This window comes from Mesorhizobium tamadayense, from assembly GCF_003863365.1.
GTDB lineage: Bacteria > Pseudomonadota > Alphaproteobacteria > Rhizobiales > Rhizobiaceae > Mesorhizobium > Mesorhizobium tamadayense.
On the sequence record NZ_RQXT01000002.1, the window covers coordinates 256,564 to 274,436 of the forward strand.

A 17,873-nucleotide genomic window follows, 5' to 3' on the forward strand; every position below is an offset into this window, starting at 1 on the left:
TGCGGCCGGCGCCGCGGAAGCCGCGGCGCCGGAAGATCAGGCTACTTGTTTTCCTTGGTCTGGCCCATGATTTCCTGGGCGGTGAAATTGATGCCACAGGTGGGGAAGGAATTGCCGACGAAGAAATTGTCGGACTGGTCGGGGAAGTAGTCTTGGCCCGCCTTGAAGTTCGGATCCTCGACGATCGCCAGCGGCAGCTTGACCGACTGCGGCACGACATTGCCTTCGAGGGCTGCGATCGCCGTCTTGATGGCGACCGCGACCTGCGCCGGGCCGGTGCCGGCCGACGAGCACTTCAGCCCATCACCGGCATGGGCCGCGCAGAACTTGCGGAAGCCGTTTTCCGTCTCGCCGCCGAACGGCACGAACGGATGCTTGGCGTCCATCATCGCTTGCACGATGCCGGTGTCGCCGCCCTGTCCGGTGATGCCGTCGAACGGCCCGCTGGTGGCGATGGCGTCGGCCGTGGCCTTCTGCGCCACGCCGTCGTCCCACTTGCCGACGACCTCGGTGACGCTCCATTTCTTGCCAGACGCGTCGAGCACCTCGTGGATGCCGTTATGGCGGTCGGTATCGACGGAGGTACCGGCGACGCCGCGCACCTCGAGCACCTTGCCGCCGTTCGGCACATGCGCGACCAGCCACTTGCCCCACAATTCGCCGAGGCCCTTCTGGTCGACATTGACGTTGATGGCGTCCTTGGTGTCGAGGATATTGTCGAAGGCGACGAGAACGACGCCGGCTTCCTTGGCGCGCTTGATCACCGGCCCGAACGCGGTCGGGTTCTGGGCGTTGACGACGATCGCGTCAAAGCCGGAATCGATGAAGTTGTTGATCGCCGAAATCTGCGCCGGCACATCCTCGCCGGTCGACACCACCTTGAATTCCTTGAGCTTCTTGGCGACGTCCGGCTGCGCGGCATAGGCCTTGGCCGTCTGGATCATCTGGATGCGCCAGGTATTGGCGATATAGCCGTTGGCGAGCGCGATGCGGTACGGTCCATCCTTCTTGGGGAATTTGAAAAATTGGGTGTCGGCCGACCAGGGCGCGAAGCAGTCCGGCTCGGCCGCCGGCCCCTTCACGATTTCCGGATCGGCGATCGCCGAAGAGCTCAGCATGACGAATGCAGTGGCGGCAATGACGCCGCCAACGAGTGACTTGATCATCGGTATTCCTCCCAGTTGCAGTTCTGCTTGTTGATGGCTTCCTGGCGCTGTCGGCCGGCACCTCCTGCCAGTCCGATGCGCTTCCGGGGCGACTGCGCCGTCCCCCTTTTCGTCCTCCCCTCGCCCCTGCAGGCGGCTTAAAGAACTATCATATTATACATAATAAACAAGTATGAACTGTTACTTATGTATAATAAACAGGTCTACACTGCGCCCCGGAAAACCCCACAGGTGGAATGGTAGCGCTACCATTCCGTAGTGTAAACCGGCATTCGCACAGTCGCCTCTGCGTGTTTCAACGCGCGGTGCTCTCCCGGCGCATGAGCTCGAAACCGAGATCGACGATCCGCTGCTCAGGGCGGTTTCCGGCAATCGCGGCCAATGCCATGGCGACGGCGCGCCTGCCGATTTCGTAGCGATGCGTGCGAACGCTGGTGACCGACGGGAAAGCCGTCTGCATCATGTCGAGGTCGTTGAAGCCGGCGATTCCGATGGTCTTCGGCACCGCGATCGCCGCGCGGTGGCACTCGAACAGAACGCCAAGCGCGATATCGTCATTGTTGCAGAAGACGCCGTCGAGCGACGGCATCTTCGCCAGCGCATCGCGGAAAAGCTCGCGGCCGAGCGTCACGCTGGACAGCAGCGGCGTGGTGGTGACCAGGCGGGGATCGAACAGGCCCGCCGCCTCCATTGCCGCGCGATAGCCGGCAAGGCGCCGTTGCGAGCGTGGATCCATGCGCGCGCCGATGAAGCCGATCCGCCGGCAGCCGACCTCGATCAGGTGCTCGGTCGCCGTTCGGCCACCGTCGAAATGCGAGAAGCCGACCAGCATGTCGACCGGATCCGGTCCGGTTTCCATCACCTGCACCACCGGGCAGCCGGCCGTCTCCAGCAGCTTTCGCGACAACGGCGTCTGGTCGATCCCGGCCACGATCAGCGCCGCCGGCCGCTGCGGGGCAAAAACCTGCAGTAGCCGCTCTTCCTCCAGGCCCGAGTAATGCGTGTTGCCGAGTTGGATGCGGAACGGGCTGTCCGAAAGGCTGTCATAGATGCCGCGCACCACTTCGGCAAAGACGCTGTTGGTGAGCGACGGCACCAGCACGCCGAAGACCTCCGCCCGCGCCGAAGCCAATGCGCGCGCGTTGGGATCCGGCACATAGCCGAGTTCGTCGACAGCGTCCTGTATCTGCCGGCGCAGATCCTGCGAAACCCGCCCAGGCTCGCGCAGCGCGCGCGACACGGTGATCGCGCCGACGCCGGCTTTGCGCGCCACGTCTGCAATGGTGGGACGGCCGCCGCCGCGTCGCGATCGCGGCCCCGTCACCACCTTGCCCCCGCACGTTCGGCGCGCCGCCGCGGAAAGAAGATCGGCACCCTTGTCATTGCGCCACCCGGCCCGTTCTGCCTCGGCCCTGGGGTCGCGCACGTGTCCGCCATTGTCAAGCAGTCAGGCCGCGGCGGCCGCGCTACGGCTGGCCTTCCACTGGAGCAGCATGATCGCCGCGAGATTGACCAGGTTCCACGCGATGCCGTTGAGGAATGCGGCGGCATAGGAGCCGGTGAGATCGTAGATCCAGCCCGACATCCAGCCGCCGACCGCCATGCCGAAGATCGTCGCCATCAAGACGATGCCGACCCGTTGGCCGGCTTCCTTGGCCGGCATGTAGTCGCGCACGATGATGGCATAGCAGGGCACGATGCCGCCTTGCGACAGGCCGAACACCAGCGAGACCACATAGAGCGAGGCCAGCCCGTCAAAGGGAATGTAGAACAACAGCGACAGGCATTGCAGCGCCGAGCCGATGATCAAGGTTTTCACCGCGCCGATGCGATCGGCGAGGAAGCCTGAGCCAATGCGGCTGACAACGCCCGCCGCCAGCATGATCGACAGCATGTCGGCGCCGCGCGCCACGCCGTAGCCGAGATCCATGCAATAGGCGACGATATGCACCTGCGGCATCGACATCGCCATGCAGCAGCCGAAGCCGGCAACGACCAGCAGCATCTGCAGCGCCGCCGGCGACAGCGAGATCGGCTGCGCCGGCCGGCCTCCCGGCGAGCCTTGGGCGGCCTCGCGCGGCGCGCCGCGCTTGAGCAAAAGCACCAGCGGCACCATTGTGGCGAGGCAGAAGATGCCGATCGCGGCATAGGTGAAGCGCCAGCCTTCGCCTTGCATGACATAGGGCATCACCGTCGGCCAGACCGCTCCAGCAAGGTAGCTGCCGGATGCAGCCGCCGTCACCGCGACGCCGCGGCGGCGGTTGAACCAGTGCGAGATGTCGGCGATCAACGGGCCGAAGATCGCCGAGGTGCCGACGCCGATCAGCAGCCCTTGGACAAGGGTGAACGCAAGGATCGAGGTCGTCAGCGAGGCGAGCAGGAAGCCCGCGCCGAGCGCCATCGCCGAGACGAGCGCCGGGATCCAGTAGCCCATGCGGTCGATAGCGCGTCCGACCAGCACATTGCCGGCGGCGAAGCCGACCATGGTCGCGGTATAGGGCATCGAAGCCGCGGCGCGGTCGAGGCCGAATTCAGCCTGCACGGCGGGCAGAACAACGACCACCGCCCACATGCCGGCGCCGCCGATCGTCGACAAAAGCATCGAGATGCCGAGCCGCGTCCATGCGTAGGTGCTGTCGACGCCGGGGCCACTCGCCCGGCTGGAGACGGTTGTTGTCAAGGCGTTTCCAGTCCGCGATTCTCTAAGATCGGGCGGTTTCACCCACTATCGGCGCATTTCCTGTGCCGAGCAGCGCCACAAGGTACAAATCCGTGGCTCCAGCAATCGGGAACCGGTCATGCTGTCTGGAGTTGTGAACTTAAGGCGCGTCGCGCAGAAACGTGTTTAAGCGATGCCCGTTAAGTCCCTGTTTTGACGCATGTCATTGCCCCAAAGCCGCTGCGCGCTTTTGGGCGACACGCATCAGGAAGGAGTTACGCCATGACCGCCAGGAAAAAATGGTCGGCCGAAGTGACCAAGCACAGCGATGCGCTGGATCTCGAGGAGCACGTCTTCGAATCCGACGATGCGAAGAAGATCGCCGCCTCGCTGAAGCGCTCGGCCGAGCACAGCGACCGCCGCAAGGCAGAGCCGTTCCGGTCCGCAATGTCGATGCTGAATTTCTACATCAACCGCGCCGGCAGAAACCTGCCGGAATCGCGCAAGAGGATCCTGGAAAAGGCCAAGGACGAATTGCGCGTCGCCTTCGGGCGCGAGAGAGAAAACAGCTAAGGCGTGACGAGATTTACGTCAGGCCAGCCGAGCCGCAGGCGGGCGCGAAGCGACCAAACCGGGCGAATTCCGCCCTAGCGCGACTTTATGACGTCGTCGGTATTGGCGAGCAGCTTGCGCACGGCATTGCGCGCGGCATCCGGCCGTTGCAGCCGGATGTTCTTCTCGATCGCCTCGTGCAGCTTCTGGGCGTGCTGCAGGTCGTCCAGCTCGCGCGTTGTGTAGGCGAAGAGATGGTCGAAGGCGGACTCGATCAGGACGCCGAGCGGCACCAGCAGGTCGTTGCCTGAGGCCCGGAGGATGGCGAGGTGGAAGCGCGTGTCGGCGCGGGTACGCTCCTGCAGGCTGGTCGCCTCGCCCATCTCGCGGCAGGCCTGGCTGATCTCGGCCATCTGCTCGTCGGTGCGCCGCATCGCCGCGAAGGCCGTCGCCTCCGGCTCGATGATGTGGCGGAATTCCTGCACCGTCCTCAGAAACACCTCGCGATCCGGCGAGGTCGCGTACCAGGCGAGCACGTCGCGATCGAGCAGGTTCCAGCGTTCCTTCGGCTCGACCCAGCTGCCGATCTTCGGGCGCGATGCCAGAAGGCTCTTGGCCATCAGCATCTTGATCGCCTCGCGCACCGCCGAGCGGCTGACACTGAACGTTTCCGACCATTTCGCTTCGTTGGGCAGGATGGTTCCAGGCGGATAATCGCCACGCACGATCCTAAGGCCGATCTCGCTCGCCAGCGACGCGTGCACGCTGGAGCCCGGGATGCGCGGCGCGTTGGGTCGCCGAACGCCGGCCGAACGCTCGGCGGATGCCGTTTTCGTCGGCCTTTGTTCGCTGTTCGGCTTTGCATCCCGCATATGTCCAGAAAGTCCGGTTTTCGGAAGCTGTCAAGCACGGCAAGCCAGCTTTGCCGCAACGCGCGTGGATGTGCACAGCTCAGCCGGGATTTGGCCCCTCACGCCGCCTTGACGTATTTGCGCCAACTGTGCTCGGGCCGGAAGCCCAGCACGTCACGCGCCTTGCGGTTCGACAGCAGCGTCTCGAATTCACCGAGCTCGGCTTTGACCGGCACGCCGGCATAGAAGCGCTTCAAGAGCTCTGCCGTCGGCAGGTCGGATGAGGTGTCGTCGTTGGCGGCGTTGAACACCTGATAGCCCAGCCCATCCTTCTCGATGGCGCGCAAGGTGATCTGGCCGAGATCGCGGGCGTCGATGTAGCTCCAGGCGATGCGCTTGCGGAAACCCGGATCGGCGAACCATTTCGGAAACAGCGCATATTCATGCGGCTCGATGACGTTGCCGATGCGCAGCGCGTAGATGTCGAATCCGCTGCGCAGCGCGAAAGCGCGCGCCGTCTTCTCGTTGACGATCTTCGACAGCGCATAGCTGTCCATCGGATCGACGTCATAGTCCTCGTCGAGCGGAAAATGCGTCGGGTTGCGCGGCTCGTTGGCGAAGACCAGGCCGTAGGTCGTCTCGCTGGAAGCGATGATCACCTTGCGGATACCGAGCTTCACCGCCGCCTCGATGACGTTGTAGGTGCCCATCGCATTGATGCGGAACACCTCGTTGTCGGGCGTGATCATGATGCGCGGGATGGCGGCGAAATGCACCACCGCGTCGACCGGCTGCGCCCGCAGCGACGGGTCGAATTCGTGCAGCCCCGCATAGCTCGACAGCGCGTTGAACACCTGGCCGCTGTCGGTGATGTCGGTGATCAGCGTGCGCACCTTCGGGTTGTCGAGCGGCTTGGTGTCGATGTTGAGCACCTGACAGCCATGCTCGACCAGATACTGAACGACGTGGCGGCCGGCCTTGCCGCTGCCGCCGGTGAACATGATGCGCTTCGTCATTTTGCTCTCCACATTGCTCGGAAACTATGTGTATTGTCAGACAATATGGCATTCCACAATCGCCTGCCAACCGCGATCCGCGAAAACCTTTTCCGGCAATCGGCCACCGGCCGGCCGCGCCGGCGCCAATCATCAAGAAAGACAGGGACGAAACGACATGACCACCACCGCTGCCCGCGAAAACATCGGTTTCATCGGTCTTGGCCTCATGGGACACGGCATTGCCAAGAACATTGTCGACAAAGGCTATCCGCTCACCTTCCTCGGCCGCAAGAACCGCAAGCCGGCGGAAGACCTGTTGGGCCGCGGCGCCAAGGAAGCATCAACGTCGCGCGAGGTGGCGGCTGCCTCCGACATCGTCTTCATCTGCGTCACCGGCTCGCGCGAGGTGGAGGCGATCATCCGCGGTCCCGGCGGGCTGAAGGAAGGCCTGAAGAAAGGCTCGGTTGTCGTCGATTGCTCGACATCCGATCCGGTCTCCACAGTAGCGCTCGCAGCCGAGCTCAAGGCACTCGGCGTCGACTATGTCGACGCGCCGCTCAGCCGCACGCCGAAGGAGGCGTGGGAAGGCACGTTGGACGCCATGGTCGGCGCGCCCGACGCGGTGTTCGCACGGCTGAAGCCGGTCCTCGAAACCTGGGCCGGCCGCATCGTCCATATCGGCGATACCGGCGACGGCCATCGCATGAAGCTGCTCAACAACTTCATTTCGCTTGGCTACGCGGCGATCTATTCGGAGGCGCTGGCGCTGGCTGAGAAGGTCGGCATCTCGCCGCCGCGCTTCGACAGCGTAATCCGCAACGGGCGCATGGATTGCGGCTTCTACCAGACCTTCATGCGCTGGACGCTGGAGGGCGACCGCGACGCGCACAAATTCTCCATCGCCAATGCCTTCAAGGATTTGACCTATCTGGAGTCGATGGCTGGTGCTGCCGGCATTGCCAACCCGCTGGGCAACGCCACCAAGAACTCATTCGCGACTGCCTTCGCCGCCGGGCCGGCCGAGCAGTATGTGCCGATGCTGGCCACCCATATCGGCAAGCTCAACGGCGTCGACCTGATGCCGACCAAGGACGGCGTGAAGCAGAAGATCTGAAGGCCCCGAAAGGCCGGCCTGGCCTTACCGCCGCGACAGCTCGATCACCTCGTCGGTGTTGGCGAGCAGCTTGTGCACCGCGCTCCTGGCGGCTGCCGGGCGCTGCAGTCGGATGTTCCGCTCGATTGCTTCGTGCAGTGACTGAGCCCGCCGCTGGTCGCTGTGCTCGCGCGTGACGAAGATGAATAGGTGATCGAGCGCCGATTCGATCAGCACGCCGAGCGGTACCAGGAGGTCGTTGCCCGAAGCTCTCAGGATGGCGAGGTGGAAGCGTGTGTCGGCCCGGGTGCGCTCCTGCAGGCTCGTGGCTTGGCCCATCTCCCGGCAGGCCTGGCTGATCTCGGCCATCTGCTCCTCGCTCCGCCGCAAGGCGGCGAAGGCGCTGGCCTCCGGCTCGATGATGTGACGGAATTCCTGCACGGTCTTGAGGAAAACCTCGCGATCGGGCGACGTCGCGTACCAGGCAAGCACGTCGCGGTCGAGCAGGTTCCAGCGTTCCTTCGGCTCGACCCAGCTGCCGATCTTCGGGCGTGATGCCAGAAGGCTTTTCGCCATCAGCATCTTGATCGCCTCGCGCACCGCCGAGCGGCTGACATTGAAGGTTTCCGACCATTTGGCTTCGTTGGGCAGAATGGTTCCAGGCGGATAATCGCCGCGCACGATCCGCAGCCCGATTTCGCCGGCCAGCGAGGCATGGACGCTTGAACCTGGAACCCATGCCATGTCAGGCCGGCGAACAGTTGCGGCCGGGCTGGCGGCTGGCGCCCCTGCCCTGGCGGATCGCTTCCTTGCTTTCTCGTCCGACATCGACGTTCCAATGTGGCGATAAACTGTGCGGGGAACCGTCTGTTGCTTTCGTGCCCGCCGGTCGCTTCGCCGAAAAATACACGCCATGGGCGCGTCAAAGCCGGAGCCTCACGCCCCGACAATGCTGCTTCATCCGTTATCTTGAAACGATGAGGCGGGGCGCCCACAAGCGAGCACCCCGCGATCGAAGCCTACTTCTGGATGCAGGTGTCGACCGTATCCTTGGTGCATTCGTCAAGGCCGGTGAAGACCGGGTCGTCGACCTTCTTGCCCTCGACCAGGTCAATCATCACCGACGGCGCCTTGTAGCCCATCTCGAACGGGCGCTGGCCGACCAGAGCCGTCACCAGGCCATCCTTGGCGATAGCCACTTCGTCGCCGATCGTGTCGGCGGCGCCGATGACGAACTCGTTGCTGGCGATCTTGTCGGCCATCGGCTTGAACAGGTCGCGGTAAGGCTGCGGCGCGCCGAACAGCGGCCAACCACCCTCGATTGCGAAAGCATCGAGCTTGGGATTGGCGGCAAGGATGTCGGTCATCGCCTGCACGCCCTTGGCGCCATCGTCATTGGTGAACACCGGGCATCCCGCCACCTCGGTCCAGCCGCCTTCGCCGGCCAGCGCCGCAAGTCCTTCCTTGCCGCTGAGCGCGTCGCGCGTGCCTTGGGCGCGGCGCAGGATGTTGTCGGCTGCGGGGTTGCCTTCGATCAGGCAGACCGTGCCGCCGTTCGGCTTGGCCTTCTTGATGTACTCACCGATCTTGTGACCCATCAGATAGTTGTCGGTGCCGAGATAGGTCTTGCGCAGCGCTGCATCTTCCTTGGCAAGGTCGGCGTCGACGGTCATGATCGGGATCGACGGATTGGCGCTCTTGATCGTCTGCGCGATCAGCGGAGCGTTGGACGGCGAGATCGCCATGGCGACCGTATCCGGCTTGCTCAGCATGTCCTGCACGATCTGGGCCTCGCCGGCTTCGTCCGAGGTCGATGCCGGGCCGGTGTAGAAGCACTCATATTCCGAGCTGGCGTTTTCCTTGTTCCACTTCTCGCAGCCCTGGTGGATAGCCTCGAAGAACGGATTGTCGAGACCTTTCACGACGATGACGAGCTGTTTCTTGGCCAAAGCCGGCCCGGCGCCAAACGCCATGACGGCGGCAGCGGCGAGCAAAAGTGATTTCCTCATTTCAGTCCTCCCTTGAAACAGACGGGCACGACGTGCCCGCCACACAGATCAGCCCGGTGCCGGATGACAGAGGATCGCTTCGCGAGCGCTCGTGCCGCCAGGCCAGGCCGATAAGCATTTCCAGATGCGGCCCGAGCCGGTGAGGCGGACACAGCCGCCGCCAGGCCCTCGACCGATTAACCTTCGCCGACACCGCCCGGCGAACCGGGATCGAGGGATCGGCTTAATCTTCCTCCGATACTTAGCTAATCTCGGCGGGCCGCCAACGTCAATCCTATTTGTCCTACAAAACAGATTTTTGGATAAAATCCTTTTCAATTCATCCGACAATTGATTGACGCCCGGACGGCCATTGCGTAAATGGCATGAACATCGCTGTGTCCCGGGAGGAGCCGGGAGAGCGAGGCCGCGGCAGCGCCGCAGGCTCGAAAACGGGGAGGCATGAAGGCTGGTGGCGGTTCTCGAACTCACCAACATCTCGAAGCATTTCGGCGCCATCCAGGCGGTGAACGATGTTTCGTTCACGCTGGAGGCCGGCCAGGTCGTCGGGCTGATGGGCGACAACGGCGCCGGCAAGTCGACGCTGGTCAAGATGATCGCCGGCAATTTCCGACCGAGCCACGGCACCATGCACATGGATGGCAAGGATCTGATCCTTCACAAACCAGTGGAAGCCCGCCAGCACGGCATCGAGATCGTCCATCAGGATCTGGCGCTCTGCAACAATCTGACGGCCGCCGCCAATGTCTATCTCGGCCGCGAGCTGCGCCGCGGCGTCGGCCCTTTCCGCATTCTCGACTATGCCGCCATGTACAAGCGCGCCGGCCAGATCTTTGCCGAGCTGAAATCCGAGACGCGGCCGCGCGACCTCGTCAAGCAGATGTCGGGCGGCCAGCGCCAGGCGGTGGCAATTGCCCGCACCATGCTGTCGCAGGCCAAGATCGTGCTGATGGACGAGCCGACGGCGGCTATCTCGGTCAGGCAGGTCGCCGAAGTGCTCAACCTGATCCGCCACTTGCGGGACCAGGGCATCGCCGTGGTGCTCATCAGCCACCGCATGCCGGACGTCTTCGACGTCGCCGATCGCGTCATCGTCATGCGGCGCGGCAGGAAGGTCGCCGACAAGGCGATCGCCTCGAGCTCGCCCGAGGAGGTCACGGGCCTGATCACCGGCGCCATCGAGCAGGTATCATGAGAGTGGCGGGTCCGGAATTTCGAAGCTTTGAATTCGCCGTGCCGGCGCTTTTGGCCACCGGCGTGAGAGGTCGATAATGGCAGTCACCCTTGACCAGACGATCGCGCAGAAGCAGCACACCTTTATGTCGCGGCTGTTTGCCACCCAGACCTTCTGGGTGGTGATTGCGGTCATCCTCGCCTGCCTGTTCCTGTCGTTTGCCACCGATTCCTTCGCCACCCCGAAGAACCTCTACAACATCACTCGCAACGTCACCTTCGTCGCCATCATCGCGCTCGGCATGACCTTCGTCATCATCACCGGCGGCATCGACCTTTCGGTCGGCTCGGTGCTTTGCCTGTGTTCGATGATATTGGCCGTCACCATGCATGCCGGTTACAGCATCGAGATCGGTATTGCCGCCGCGGTCGCGACGGCGCTGATCATCGGCGCCTTCAACGGGATTCTCATCGCCTATCTCGGCTTTCCGCCCTTTGTGGTGACGCTCGGCATGCTGTCGGTCGCCCGCAGCCTCGCCATGGTCGCCTCCAACAACACCGTCGTCTTCCAGTTCGGACCCGATCACGACAAGCTGCTCGCGCTCGGCGGCGGCGCCTGGGTGTTCGGCATCGCCAATCCGGTGCTCTACATGATCCTGCTGGCGCTGATCACCGGCTTCATCCTGCGCTGGACGAAATTCGGCCGCCACATCTTCGCTATCGGCGGCAACGAACATGCGGCGACGCTGACCGGTGTTCCGGTGCGCCAGATCAAGGTCGCGGTCTACATGATCTCGGCGCTGTCGGCTGGTCTCGCCGGCATCATCCAGACCGGCTGGCTCGGGGCCGTCACCACCAATCTCGGCAACGGCATGGAACTGCAGGTGATCGCCGCCACCGTCATCGGCGGCGCCAATCTCGCCGGCGGCGTCGGCACCGCCTTCGGCGCCATCGTGGGTGCTGCTCTCATCGAGGTGATCCGCAACAGTCTCGGCCTGCTCGGCATCAATGCTTTCTGGCAAGGCACCTTCATCGGCGGCGCCATCCTTCTGGCCGTGCTGTTCGACCGCATCCGCAACTTCCGGCGCAGTGACTGAGAACGGATTGCGATTTGGCTCTGGCCCGATTGGTGCCTATCGCTCAGTCTGAAAATCCGCCCGGACAGTCGGTGCGAAGCACCCGTCTTTCCTGCACGCCTTGACGGGACCAGACCCCGACCGCACAATCCCCGGGCAGGCGAAGGGTGGCCAGTCGCTTGCGGGAGGATACCGATGACGGAAGCGATCAGGCTCTACTGGGGCCGGTTCGGACATGTTTCTGTCCTGAATGTCGCCAACGACTTCGTCACCCATGCCCATGGCGAGGCGCATCTCATCATCTGGCTGGAAGGCACGGCCGGCGAAATGACCATCGGCCGCGAGACGGTGCGGTTGGGACCGGGGACCGCCGCCGGTATCAACTCCTTTCAACCGCACAGCCATGCCCTATCGCATGACGGCAGACCGGGCCTTTTCCTCGCCTTCTACATCGATCCCGACTGGGCGCGCCGGCGCCGCGATCTGCCCTCGTCGGCGCCGCTGTTCGCGCAAGCGGCAATCACGCTGGAGCCGTGGCTGCATCAGGCTGCGGCGAACCTGCTCGATCACCTGACCGACAATGAGAGCATCGACGACGTCGCCAATTATGAGATCGAGCGTTTCATCGACAGCGTGCTCGATGCGGCCGATGCGTCGGCGCCCCACGCAGCGCGTGCCCGCGTGAACACGATGCTCGATTTCCGTGTCCGCAAGGCGATCCAGTTGATGAAGGCCAATGTCTGCGAGCGCATCTCCTTCGACGACGTGGCGCGCAGTGTCGGCTTGTCCCGTCCGCATTTCTTCGCGCTGTTCAAGGAACAGACCAACCTGACGCCGAACGTCTACTGGAACACGCTGCGCATGGAGGAAGCCGTGCGCCAGCTGCAATGGTCGCAGGAGCCGCTGATCTCCGTCGCCTGCAATCTCGGCTTCACCACCCAGGGCAATTTCTCGCGTTTCTTCCGCGACCATGTCGGCGTGCCGCCGACGCTCTACCGCGAAGCGGCTCGCGCAGTGTCCTGAGCGCCTCGAGGGCCGAGCAGCCAGCTGTTTTTCCGACTGATTGATAGGCCCGCTAGACGCATTGATAAGCGCCGGATCACCGGCCGTCCTAGCCTTGTCCCATCTTTTGCGAGGGAACGAGCTTATGGCGAAAGTCAGCATCTCCAGCGTCATCGACGCGCCGGTCGAGCAGGTCTGGGCGCGTATCCGCGACTTCAACGGCCTGCCGAGCTGGCATCCGCGCATGGTGGAAAGCCACATCGAGGACGGCAAGGACGCCGCCACGATCGGCTGCGTGCGCAACTTCCAATTGGTCAGCGGTGCGCGGCTGCGCGAGAAACTGCTCGACTTCTCCGACGAGAATTTCCTGGTCAGCTACGCGATCCTCGAGACGCCTCAGCCGATCACCAACCACAAGGCAACGCTGCAATTGCGCCGCGTGACCGACGGCAACCGCACCTATGCCGAATGGACCGCGAGCTTCGACGCAGCTCCCGAGGAAGCCGACAAGCTGGCCGAAGGCATGGGCGCCAATGTCTTCCAGGGCGGCTTCAATGCCCTGAAGAGCCATTTTGCCGGTCAGACTGAGGATCGGAGGAGCGCGTCATGAGCCTTGCGCTGCAGACCTTCTCGACGGTGAAAGACGCCAATTCGGCTCTGCAGGCGTCGGGTACGCGCTATCTCGGCGGCGGCACGTTGGTCGTTCGCGCCGCCAACGAGGGTGACGTCTCTGTTTCCAGCCTCGTGCGCGTCACCGAGCCGAGCCTGTCGCAAATCACCATTTCTGGCGGCAAGGCGCGGATCGGCGCCTCGGTCACCATGGCGGCGATCGCCCGCCATCCCGAGCTTGGCATGATCGCGCCTGCCGCGCGAGCCGTCGGCGGCCCGGCGATCCGCAACATGGCGACCGTCGGCGGCAATCTGTTTGCCCCCGCCCCCTACGGCGACTTCGCCGTGGCGCTGCTCGCGCTGGATGCCTCGGTTGCGACCGAGGACGGCGAAATGCCGATCGAGACTTTCCTGGCGGGCCGTGACACCGGCCGCGCTGTCGTCACCGCTGTGGGCTTTTCGTTGCCCAAGGCAGAAACCTTCCGCTTCCTCAAAGTGTCGCGGGTCAAGCCGAAAGGCGTCTCGGTGCTGAGCATCGCAGCGCTCCTGCAGCGCACGGCGGACGGCGCCGTGACCGCCGCACGCATCGCGCTTGGCTGCATGGCCGATCGGCCGATACGGGCCAAGGCGGCGGAGAAGGCGCTGCTCGGATGCAAGCTCACGCCCGAGGAGATCGCGCCGGCGCTTGCCGTTGCCGGCGAAGGCATCACACCGGTCACCGACCCGATCGCCAGCGCCTGGTATCGCGCGGAGGTGCTGCCGGTCCATCTCGGCCGGCTGCTCCTCGGTTGATGCTTGTCGCCCAAAAGTGCGCAGCGCTTTTGGGATAACGACAAGCACGAAAGCAAGTCCGTGGGGGACGCGCGTCTATCCGGTTCATCCGGGCAGGCGCGCAAGGAGGAAGAATGGCGAAGGTACCTGTCCAATTCACGCTCAACGGCTCGGAAAAGGCCGAATTTGTCGAGAGCGGCACGACGCTGCTCCATGCGCTCAGGGACAAGATCGGCGACACCTCGCCGAAAGGCGGCTGCCATCAGGGCACCTGCGGCGCCTGCTCGGTCATCATCGACGGCGAGTTGAGGCTCTCCTGCCTGACGCTGGCCGAGACCTGCAACGGCGCCGACATCAAAACGACCGCAGGACTTGCCGAAGGCGGCATGCTGCATCCGCTGCAGCGCGCCTTTCTCGATGCCTTCGCAACGCAATGCGGTTTCTGCACGCCCGGCATGATCATGGCCGCCAAGGTGCTGCTCGACCGCATGCCGAACCCCAGCCGCGAGGATGTGGTCGAAGCGCTCTCCGGCAACGTCTGCCGCTGCACCGGCTACGAGCCGATCATCCAGGCGGTGCTGACTGCCGCGCGCGCCAATTCGCAGAACGCCGCCTGAGGACAAAGCCATGGAACTGCGCAAGAGCTATTTCGCCGATGTCCGCAAAGACGGCCTCAACGAGATCGGCCAGCCGCGGCCGCGGCTCGATTCCCCTGGACATGTCACCGGCAAGACCGCCTATTTCGCCGACCGCAATTTTCCCGGCATGCTGCATCTGAAGATGGTGCGCAGCCCGCATCACCATGCCCGCATCCGCTCGATCGACACCTCCGAGGCGGAAAAGCATCCGGGTGTGGTCAGGGTGTTGACCGCCAAGGACGTACCGCACAACGTCTACACCATCCTGATCCTGATCCAGATCGGCCCCGAGGACGAGACGGTACTTGCCGACGGCAAGGTGCGCTGGAAGGGCGAGGCGGTTGTTGCCGTGCTGGCCGAGACCGAGCGGGCGGCGCAGGAAGCCGCCGCCAAGGTCAAGGTCGACTACGAGGTGCTGCCGGCCGTCTTCGACATGGAGGAAGCGCTGAAGCCCGGCGCCCCGATCGTCAACGAATATCACGGCCAGAACTATTACCTCTATGACAGCGGTGAGTGCCGCAAGGTGCGCTTCGGCGACGTCGAGGCAGGCTTCGCTCAGGCGGACCACATCCTCGAACAGAGCTACCAGTCCTCGCCGATCGAGCACGCGCCGACCGAGACGACGGGTTGCGTGGTCGCGCCCGAGGGCAATGACCGCTTCACCTGCTACACCAACACGCAGGCGATGTTCTTCACCCTCGACAACGCCTCGATCATCCTGCAGATGCCGGGCAGCAAGCTGCATTTCGTCGGCGGCACGGTCGGCGGCGGATTCGGCGGCAAGGTCGACGTCATCGTCGAGCCGATCGCCATCCTCGCTGCGAAGCTAACCGGACGCCCGGTCTGTTTTATCTATAGCCGCGAGGAGGAGATGCAGGTTTCGTCACCCCGTGCGGCCGAGAAGGTCGTCATCAAGGACGGCGTCATGAAGGACGGCCGCATCGTTGCCCGCAAGGTGACGGGCTACACCGACGCCGGCGCGTATTCGCGCCACTCGCCCTACGGCGCGCAGAAGGGTGCCGCGCATTATCCCGGGCCCTACACGATCCCCAATGTCTGGATCGACACCTACTGCGTCTACACCAACCGCACCCCCTCCTCCGCCATGCGCGGCTTCGGCGTAACCATCGGCGATTTCGCGCTGGAGGTGCAGATGGACAAGCTGGCGCGGCTGATCGGCATGGACCCGCTCGAATTCCACTTCATCAACGCCTACCGCGACGGCGACATGAAGGCGCATCGCCAGCCGACCGAGGGTGCCGCGCTGATCGAGTGCATGCAGGAAGCCTCGCGCGCCGCCAACTGGCCGGTGGCGGAAAAATACATGGCGATATCCTCCTACGGAAAGGGAGAGTGAGATGGCGATACGGCGCGGACGCGGCGTCGCCGCTATCAACTATCCGACCGGCATGAACCTTGGCGGCGACCCGACCCAGGCGCTGGTCCATTCGACGCCGACCGGCAATTTCATGGTGACGCTGTCCAGCGTCGATCTCGGCCAGGGCATGAAGCAGATCATGGCGCAGATCTGCGCCGAGACGATCGGCGTGCCGACCGACCGCGTCGTCGTCGACACCGCCGACACCGATACCGGCCCGCACTGCATGGGCACCTTCGCCTCGCGCGGCACGCACCGCGCCGGCAACGCCGTCATCCAGGCGGCTAGGGAAGCCCGCCAGGTGATGCTGGAAGTCGCGGCAGAGGAGCTGGAGGTGAACGCCTCGGACCTTGAGACCGACGGCCAGGGCAACATATTGGTGAAGGGCGCGCCGCAGAAATCGATGTCGATCTTCGATGTCGCGCTGTCGGCCCACTTCAAGCGCGGCCGCTCGATCTCGGGGCGCGGCATGTTCTTGATTCCGCGCTCCTATCCGGAGAAAGAGACCGGCGCGATGAAGCCCTCGACCTGCTACGCCCATGCCTGCACGGTGGCCGAGGTCGAGGTCGACGACGAGACCGGCGAGGTGACGGTGTTGACAGTGAAAAACGTCTTCGAGATCGGCCGCGCGCTGAACCCGAAGATGGTCGAGCAGCAGCTCGTCGGCGGCTCCTGGATGGGCATCAGCCACGCGCTCTATGAGACGACCGAGCCCTACTATCCGAACCGCGACCATGGCGGCACCGACTTCAACCAGTATCTGATGCCGGGGCTAGGCGATCTTGCCGAGACCGAGATCATCGTGCTGGAGCGTCCCTCCGCCGACGGCCCGTTCGGCGCCAAGGGGCCGGGCGAGATGTGCGCCAACCCGCAGATCCCGGCGATCGCCAACGCCGTCTTCGACGCCGTCGGCGTGCGCATCGACGCGCTGCCGATCACGCCGGAGCGCATCCTGCGCGCGCTGAAGGCGCAGGCCGCGGGCTGAGCGGAAGATGACCCGCGTCAACACAGAACAGATCGCCGCCTCACCGGAGGCGGTGGCCGCGAGCCTTGCCGCCTCGCGCTACCTGGCGGACGACAGCCTCGCCACCGCGATCTTCCTGGCGATACGATTGGGCAAGCCGCTGCTGCTCGAAGGCGCGCCGGGCGTCGGCAAGACCGAAGCCGCCAAGGCGGTCGCCGAATTGCTCGGCCGCGAGTTGGTGCGGCTGCAATGCTACGAGGGCATCGACGCCGCGCATGCGCTCTACGAGTGGAACTACCAGCGCCAGCTGCTAGCCATCCGCCATGCCGGCGAGCACGAGATCGACATCTATGACGACCGTTTTTTGATCGCCCGTCCGCTGCTACAGGTTTTGCGCGCGCCGGACCGGCGCGTGCTTCTGGTCGACGAGATCGACCGTTCCGACCATGAGTTCGAAGCGCTGCTGCTCGAATTCCTCTCCGACTTCCAGATCAGCATTCCGGAACGCGGCACGATCCGCGCCGCAACGCAGCCCATCGTCATCCTGACCTCGAACCGCACCCGCGAGCTGGCCGAGGCGCTGCGCCGGCGCTGCGTCTACCACTGGATCGGCTATCCCGATGCCGCGCGCGAGGCCGAGATCATCATGCTGCGCGCGGGCGACGTGGCGGAAGCCACCGCGCGCGCGGTGGCGAATGCCGTGCAGGAAATCCGCGCCCGCCCGCTGGCGAAGCCGCCGGGCATCGCCGAAGCCGTCGAATGGGCGAATGCCGCGACCATCCTCGAAAAGGGAGGCAGCCCATGGCCGGAAGCCTTCCGCCGCGCCATCGGCGTGCTGATCAAGGACGAGGAGGACCTGTCCTCGATCGCGCCGGAGCTGGGGAGGATTGTCGAGGAGGCATTGGCGTGATGCGTGATCTCAACAATCCCTTCT

At 64.3% G+C, this 17,873-nt stretch carries 18 protein-coding genes; 11 read left to right on the forward strand and 7 right to left on the reverse strand.

The window, feature by feature from the left end; all coding sequences use genetic code 11:
- Positions 1-41: 41 nt before the first annotated feature.
- From EH240_RS02865 to EH240_RS02875, 3 genes are all read right to left on the reverse strand, one after another.
- Complete coding sequence (locus EH240_RS02865) at positions 42-1,166, reverse strand: sugar ABC transporter substrate-binding protein (RefSeq protein WP_124995902.1); 1,125 nt, start codon at positions 1,164-1,166, stop codon at positions 42-44.
- A 295-nt stretch (positions 1,167-1,461) separates the two neighbouring features.
- Positions 1,462-2,490: an HTH-type transcriptional regulator GntR gene (gntR, locus tag EH240_RS02870; protein WP_124995973.1), complete on the reverse strand. Its 1,029-nt coding sequence runs from the start codon at positions 2,488-2,490 to the stop codon at positions 1,462-1,464.
- A 123-nt stretch (positions 2,491-2,613) separates the two neighbouring features.
- Positions 2,614-3,846, reverse strand: a complete 1,233-nt coding sequence (locus EH240_RS02875) for an MFS transporter (RefSeq protein WP_167483896.1) — start codon at positions 3,844-3,846, stop codon at positions 2,614-2,616.
- Between the two features lie 261 nt (positions 3,847-4,107).
- Here EH240_RS02875 and EH240_RS02880 point away from each other — a divergent pair, with 261 nt between their 5' ends.
- Positions 4,108-4,398 carry a DUF3175 domain-containing protein gene (locus EH240_RS02880; protein ID WP_124995903.1) on the forward strand — a complete coding sequence of 97 codons (291 nt, stop codon included), beginning with the start codon at positions 4,108-4,110 and terminating at the stop codon, positions 4,396-4,398.
- A gap of 74 nt (positions 4,399-4,472) precedes the next feature.
- Here the strand turns inward: EH240_RS02880 and EH240_RS02885 are convergent, their stop codons facing one another.
- A complete protein-coding gene (locus EH240_RS02885) occupies positions 4,473-5,249 on the reverse strand; it encodes a FadR/GntR family transcriptional regulator (protein ID WP_124995904.1) in 777 nt (258 codons plus the stop codon).
- Between the two features lie 98 nt (positions 5,250-5,347).
- The gene (locus tag EH240_RS02890; protein WP_124995905.1) at positions 5,348-6,244 is read right to left on the reverse strand and encodes an NAD-dependent epimerase/dehydratase family protein; all 897 of its coding nucleotides are present in this window, start codon (positions 6,242-6,244) and stop codon (positions 5,348-5,350) included.
- Here EH240_RS02890 and EH240_RS02895 point away from each other — a divergent pair.
- A complete protein-coding gene (locus EH240_RS02895; RefSeq protein WP_281035099.1) occupies positions 6,231-7,340 on the forward strand; it encodes an NAD(P)-dependent oxidoreductase in 1,110 nt (369 codons plus the stop codon). The genes EH240_RS02890 and EH240_RS02895 overlap by 14 nt on opposite strands.
- A 24-nt stretch (positions 7,341-7,364) precedes the next feature.
- Here EH240_RS02895 and EH240_RS02900 read toward each other — a convergent pair whose 3' ends face one another.
- A complete protein-coding gene (locus EH240_RS02900; protein WP_124995907.1) occupies positions 7,365-8,147 on the reverse strand; it encodes a FadR/GntR family transcriptional regulator in 783 nt (260 codons plus the stop codon).
- Between the two features lie 191 nt (positions 8,148-8,338).
- Positions 8,339-9,328 (reverse strand): sugar-binding protein, encoded by a 990-nt coding sequence (locus EH240_RS02905; protein WP_124995908.1) that lies wholly within the window; start codon positions 9,326-9,328, stop codon positions 8,339-8,341.
- Positions 9,329-9,779: 451 nt separating this feature from the next.
- On the opposite strand from EH240_RS02905, the gene EH240_RS02910 reads away from it, so the two are divergent.
- The 9 genes from EH240_RS02910 (at position 9,780) to EH240_RS02950 (ending at position 17,849) form a co-directional block, all read left to right on the forward strand.
- Positions 9,780-10,523, forward strand: a complete 744-nt coding sequence (locus EH240_RS02910; RefSeq protein ID WP_124995909.1) for an ATP-binding cassette domain-containing protein — start codon at positions 9,780-9,782, stop codon at positions 10,521-10,523.
- Positions 10,524-10,599: 76 nt separating this feature from the next.
- Positions 10,600-11,598: an ABC transporter permease gene (locus tag EH240_RS02915; protein WP_124995910.1), complete on the forward strand. Its 999-nt coding sequence runs from the start codon at positions 10,600-10,602 to the stop codon at positions 11,596-11,598.
- A 174-nt stretch (positions 11,599-11,772) separates the two neighbouring features.
- A complete protein-coding gene (locus EH240_RS02920) occupies positions 11,773-12,600 on the forward strand; it encodes an AraC family transcriptional regulator (protein WP_124995911.1) in 828 nt (275 codons plus the stop codon).
- A 124-nt stretch (positions 12,601-12,724) separates the two neighbouring features.
- Positions 12,725-13,189 (forward strand): SRPBCC family protein, encoded by a 465-nt coding sequence (locus EH240_RS02925; RefSeq protein ID WP_124995912.1) that lies wholly within the window; start codon positions 12,725-12,727, stop codon positions 13,187-13,189.
- Complete coding sequence (locus EH240_RS02930) at positions 13,186-13,980, forward strand: FAD binding domain-containing protein (protein WP_124995913.1); 795 nt, start codon at positions 13,186-13,188, stop codon at positions 13,978-13,980. The genes EH240_RS02925 and EH240_RS02930 overlap by 4 nt, the downstream gene beginning before the upstream one ends.
- 113 nt (positions 13,981-14,093) lie before the next feature.
- Entirely contained in the window at positions 14,094-14,576 is a 483-nt protein-coding gene (locus EH240_RS02935; protein WP_124995914.1) for a (2Fe-2S)-binding protein, read from the forward strand.
- Positions 14,577-14,586: 10 nt separating this feature from the next.
- Positions 14,587-15,954, forward strand: coding sequence for a xanthine dehydrogenase family protein molybdopterin-binding subunit (locus EH240_RS39600; protein WP_124995915.1), 1,368 nt, complete (start codon positions 14,587-14,589; stop codon positions 15,952-15,954).
- A 1-nt stretch (position 15,955) separates the two neighbouring features.
- Complete coding sequence (locus EH240_RS39605; RefSeq protein ID WP_124995916.1) at positions 15,956-16,960, forward strand: xanthine dehydrogenase family protein molybdopterin-binding subunit; 1,005 nt, start codon at positions 15,956-15,958, stop codon at positions 16,958-16,960.
- A gap of 7 nt (positions 16,961-16,967) precedes the next feature.
- Positions 16,968-17,849 (forward strand): AAA family ATPase, encoded by an 882-nt coding sequence (locus tag EH240_RS02950; RefSeq protein WP_124995917.1) that lies wholly within the window; start codon positions 16,968-16,970, stop codon positions 17,847-17,849.
- The last annotated feature ends 24 nt before the right edge of the window (positions 17,850-17,873 follow it).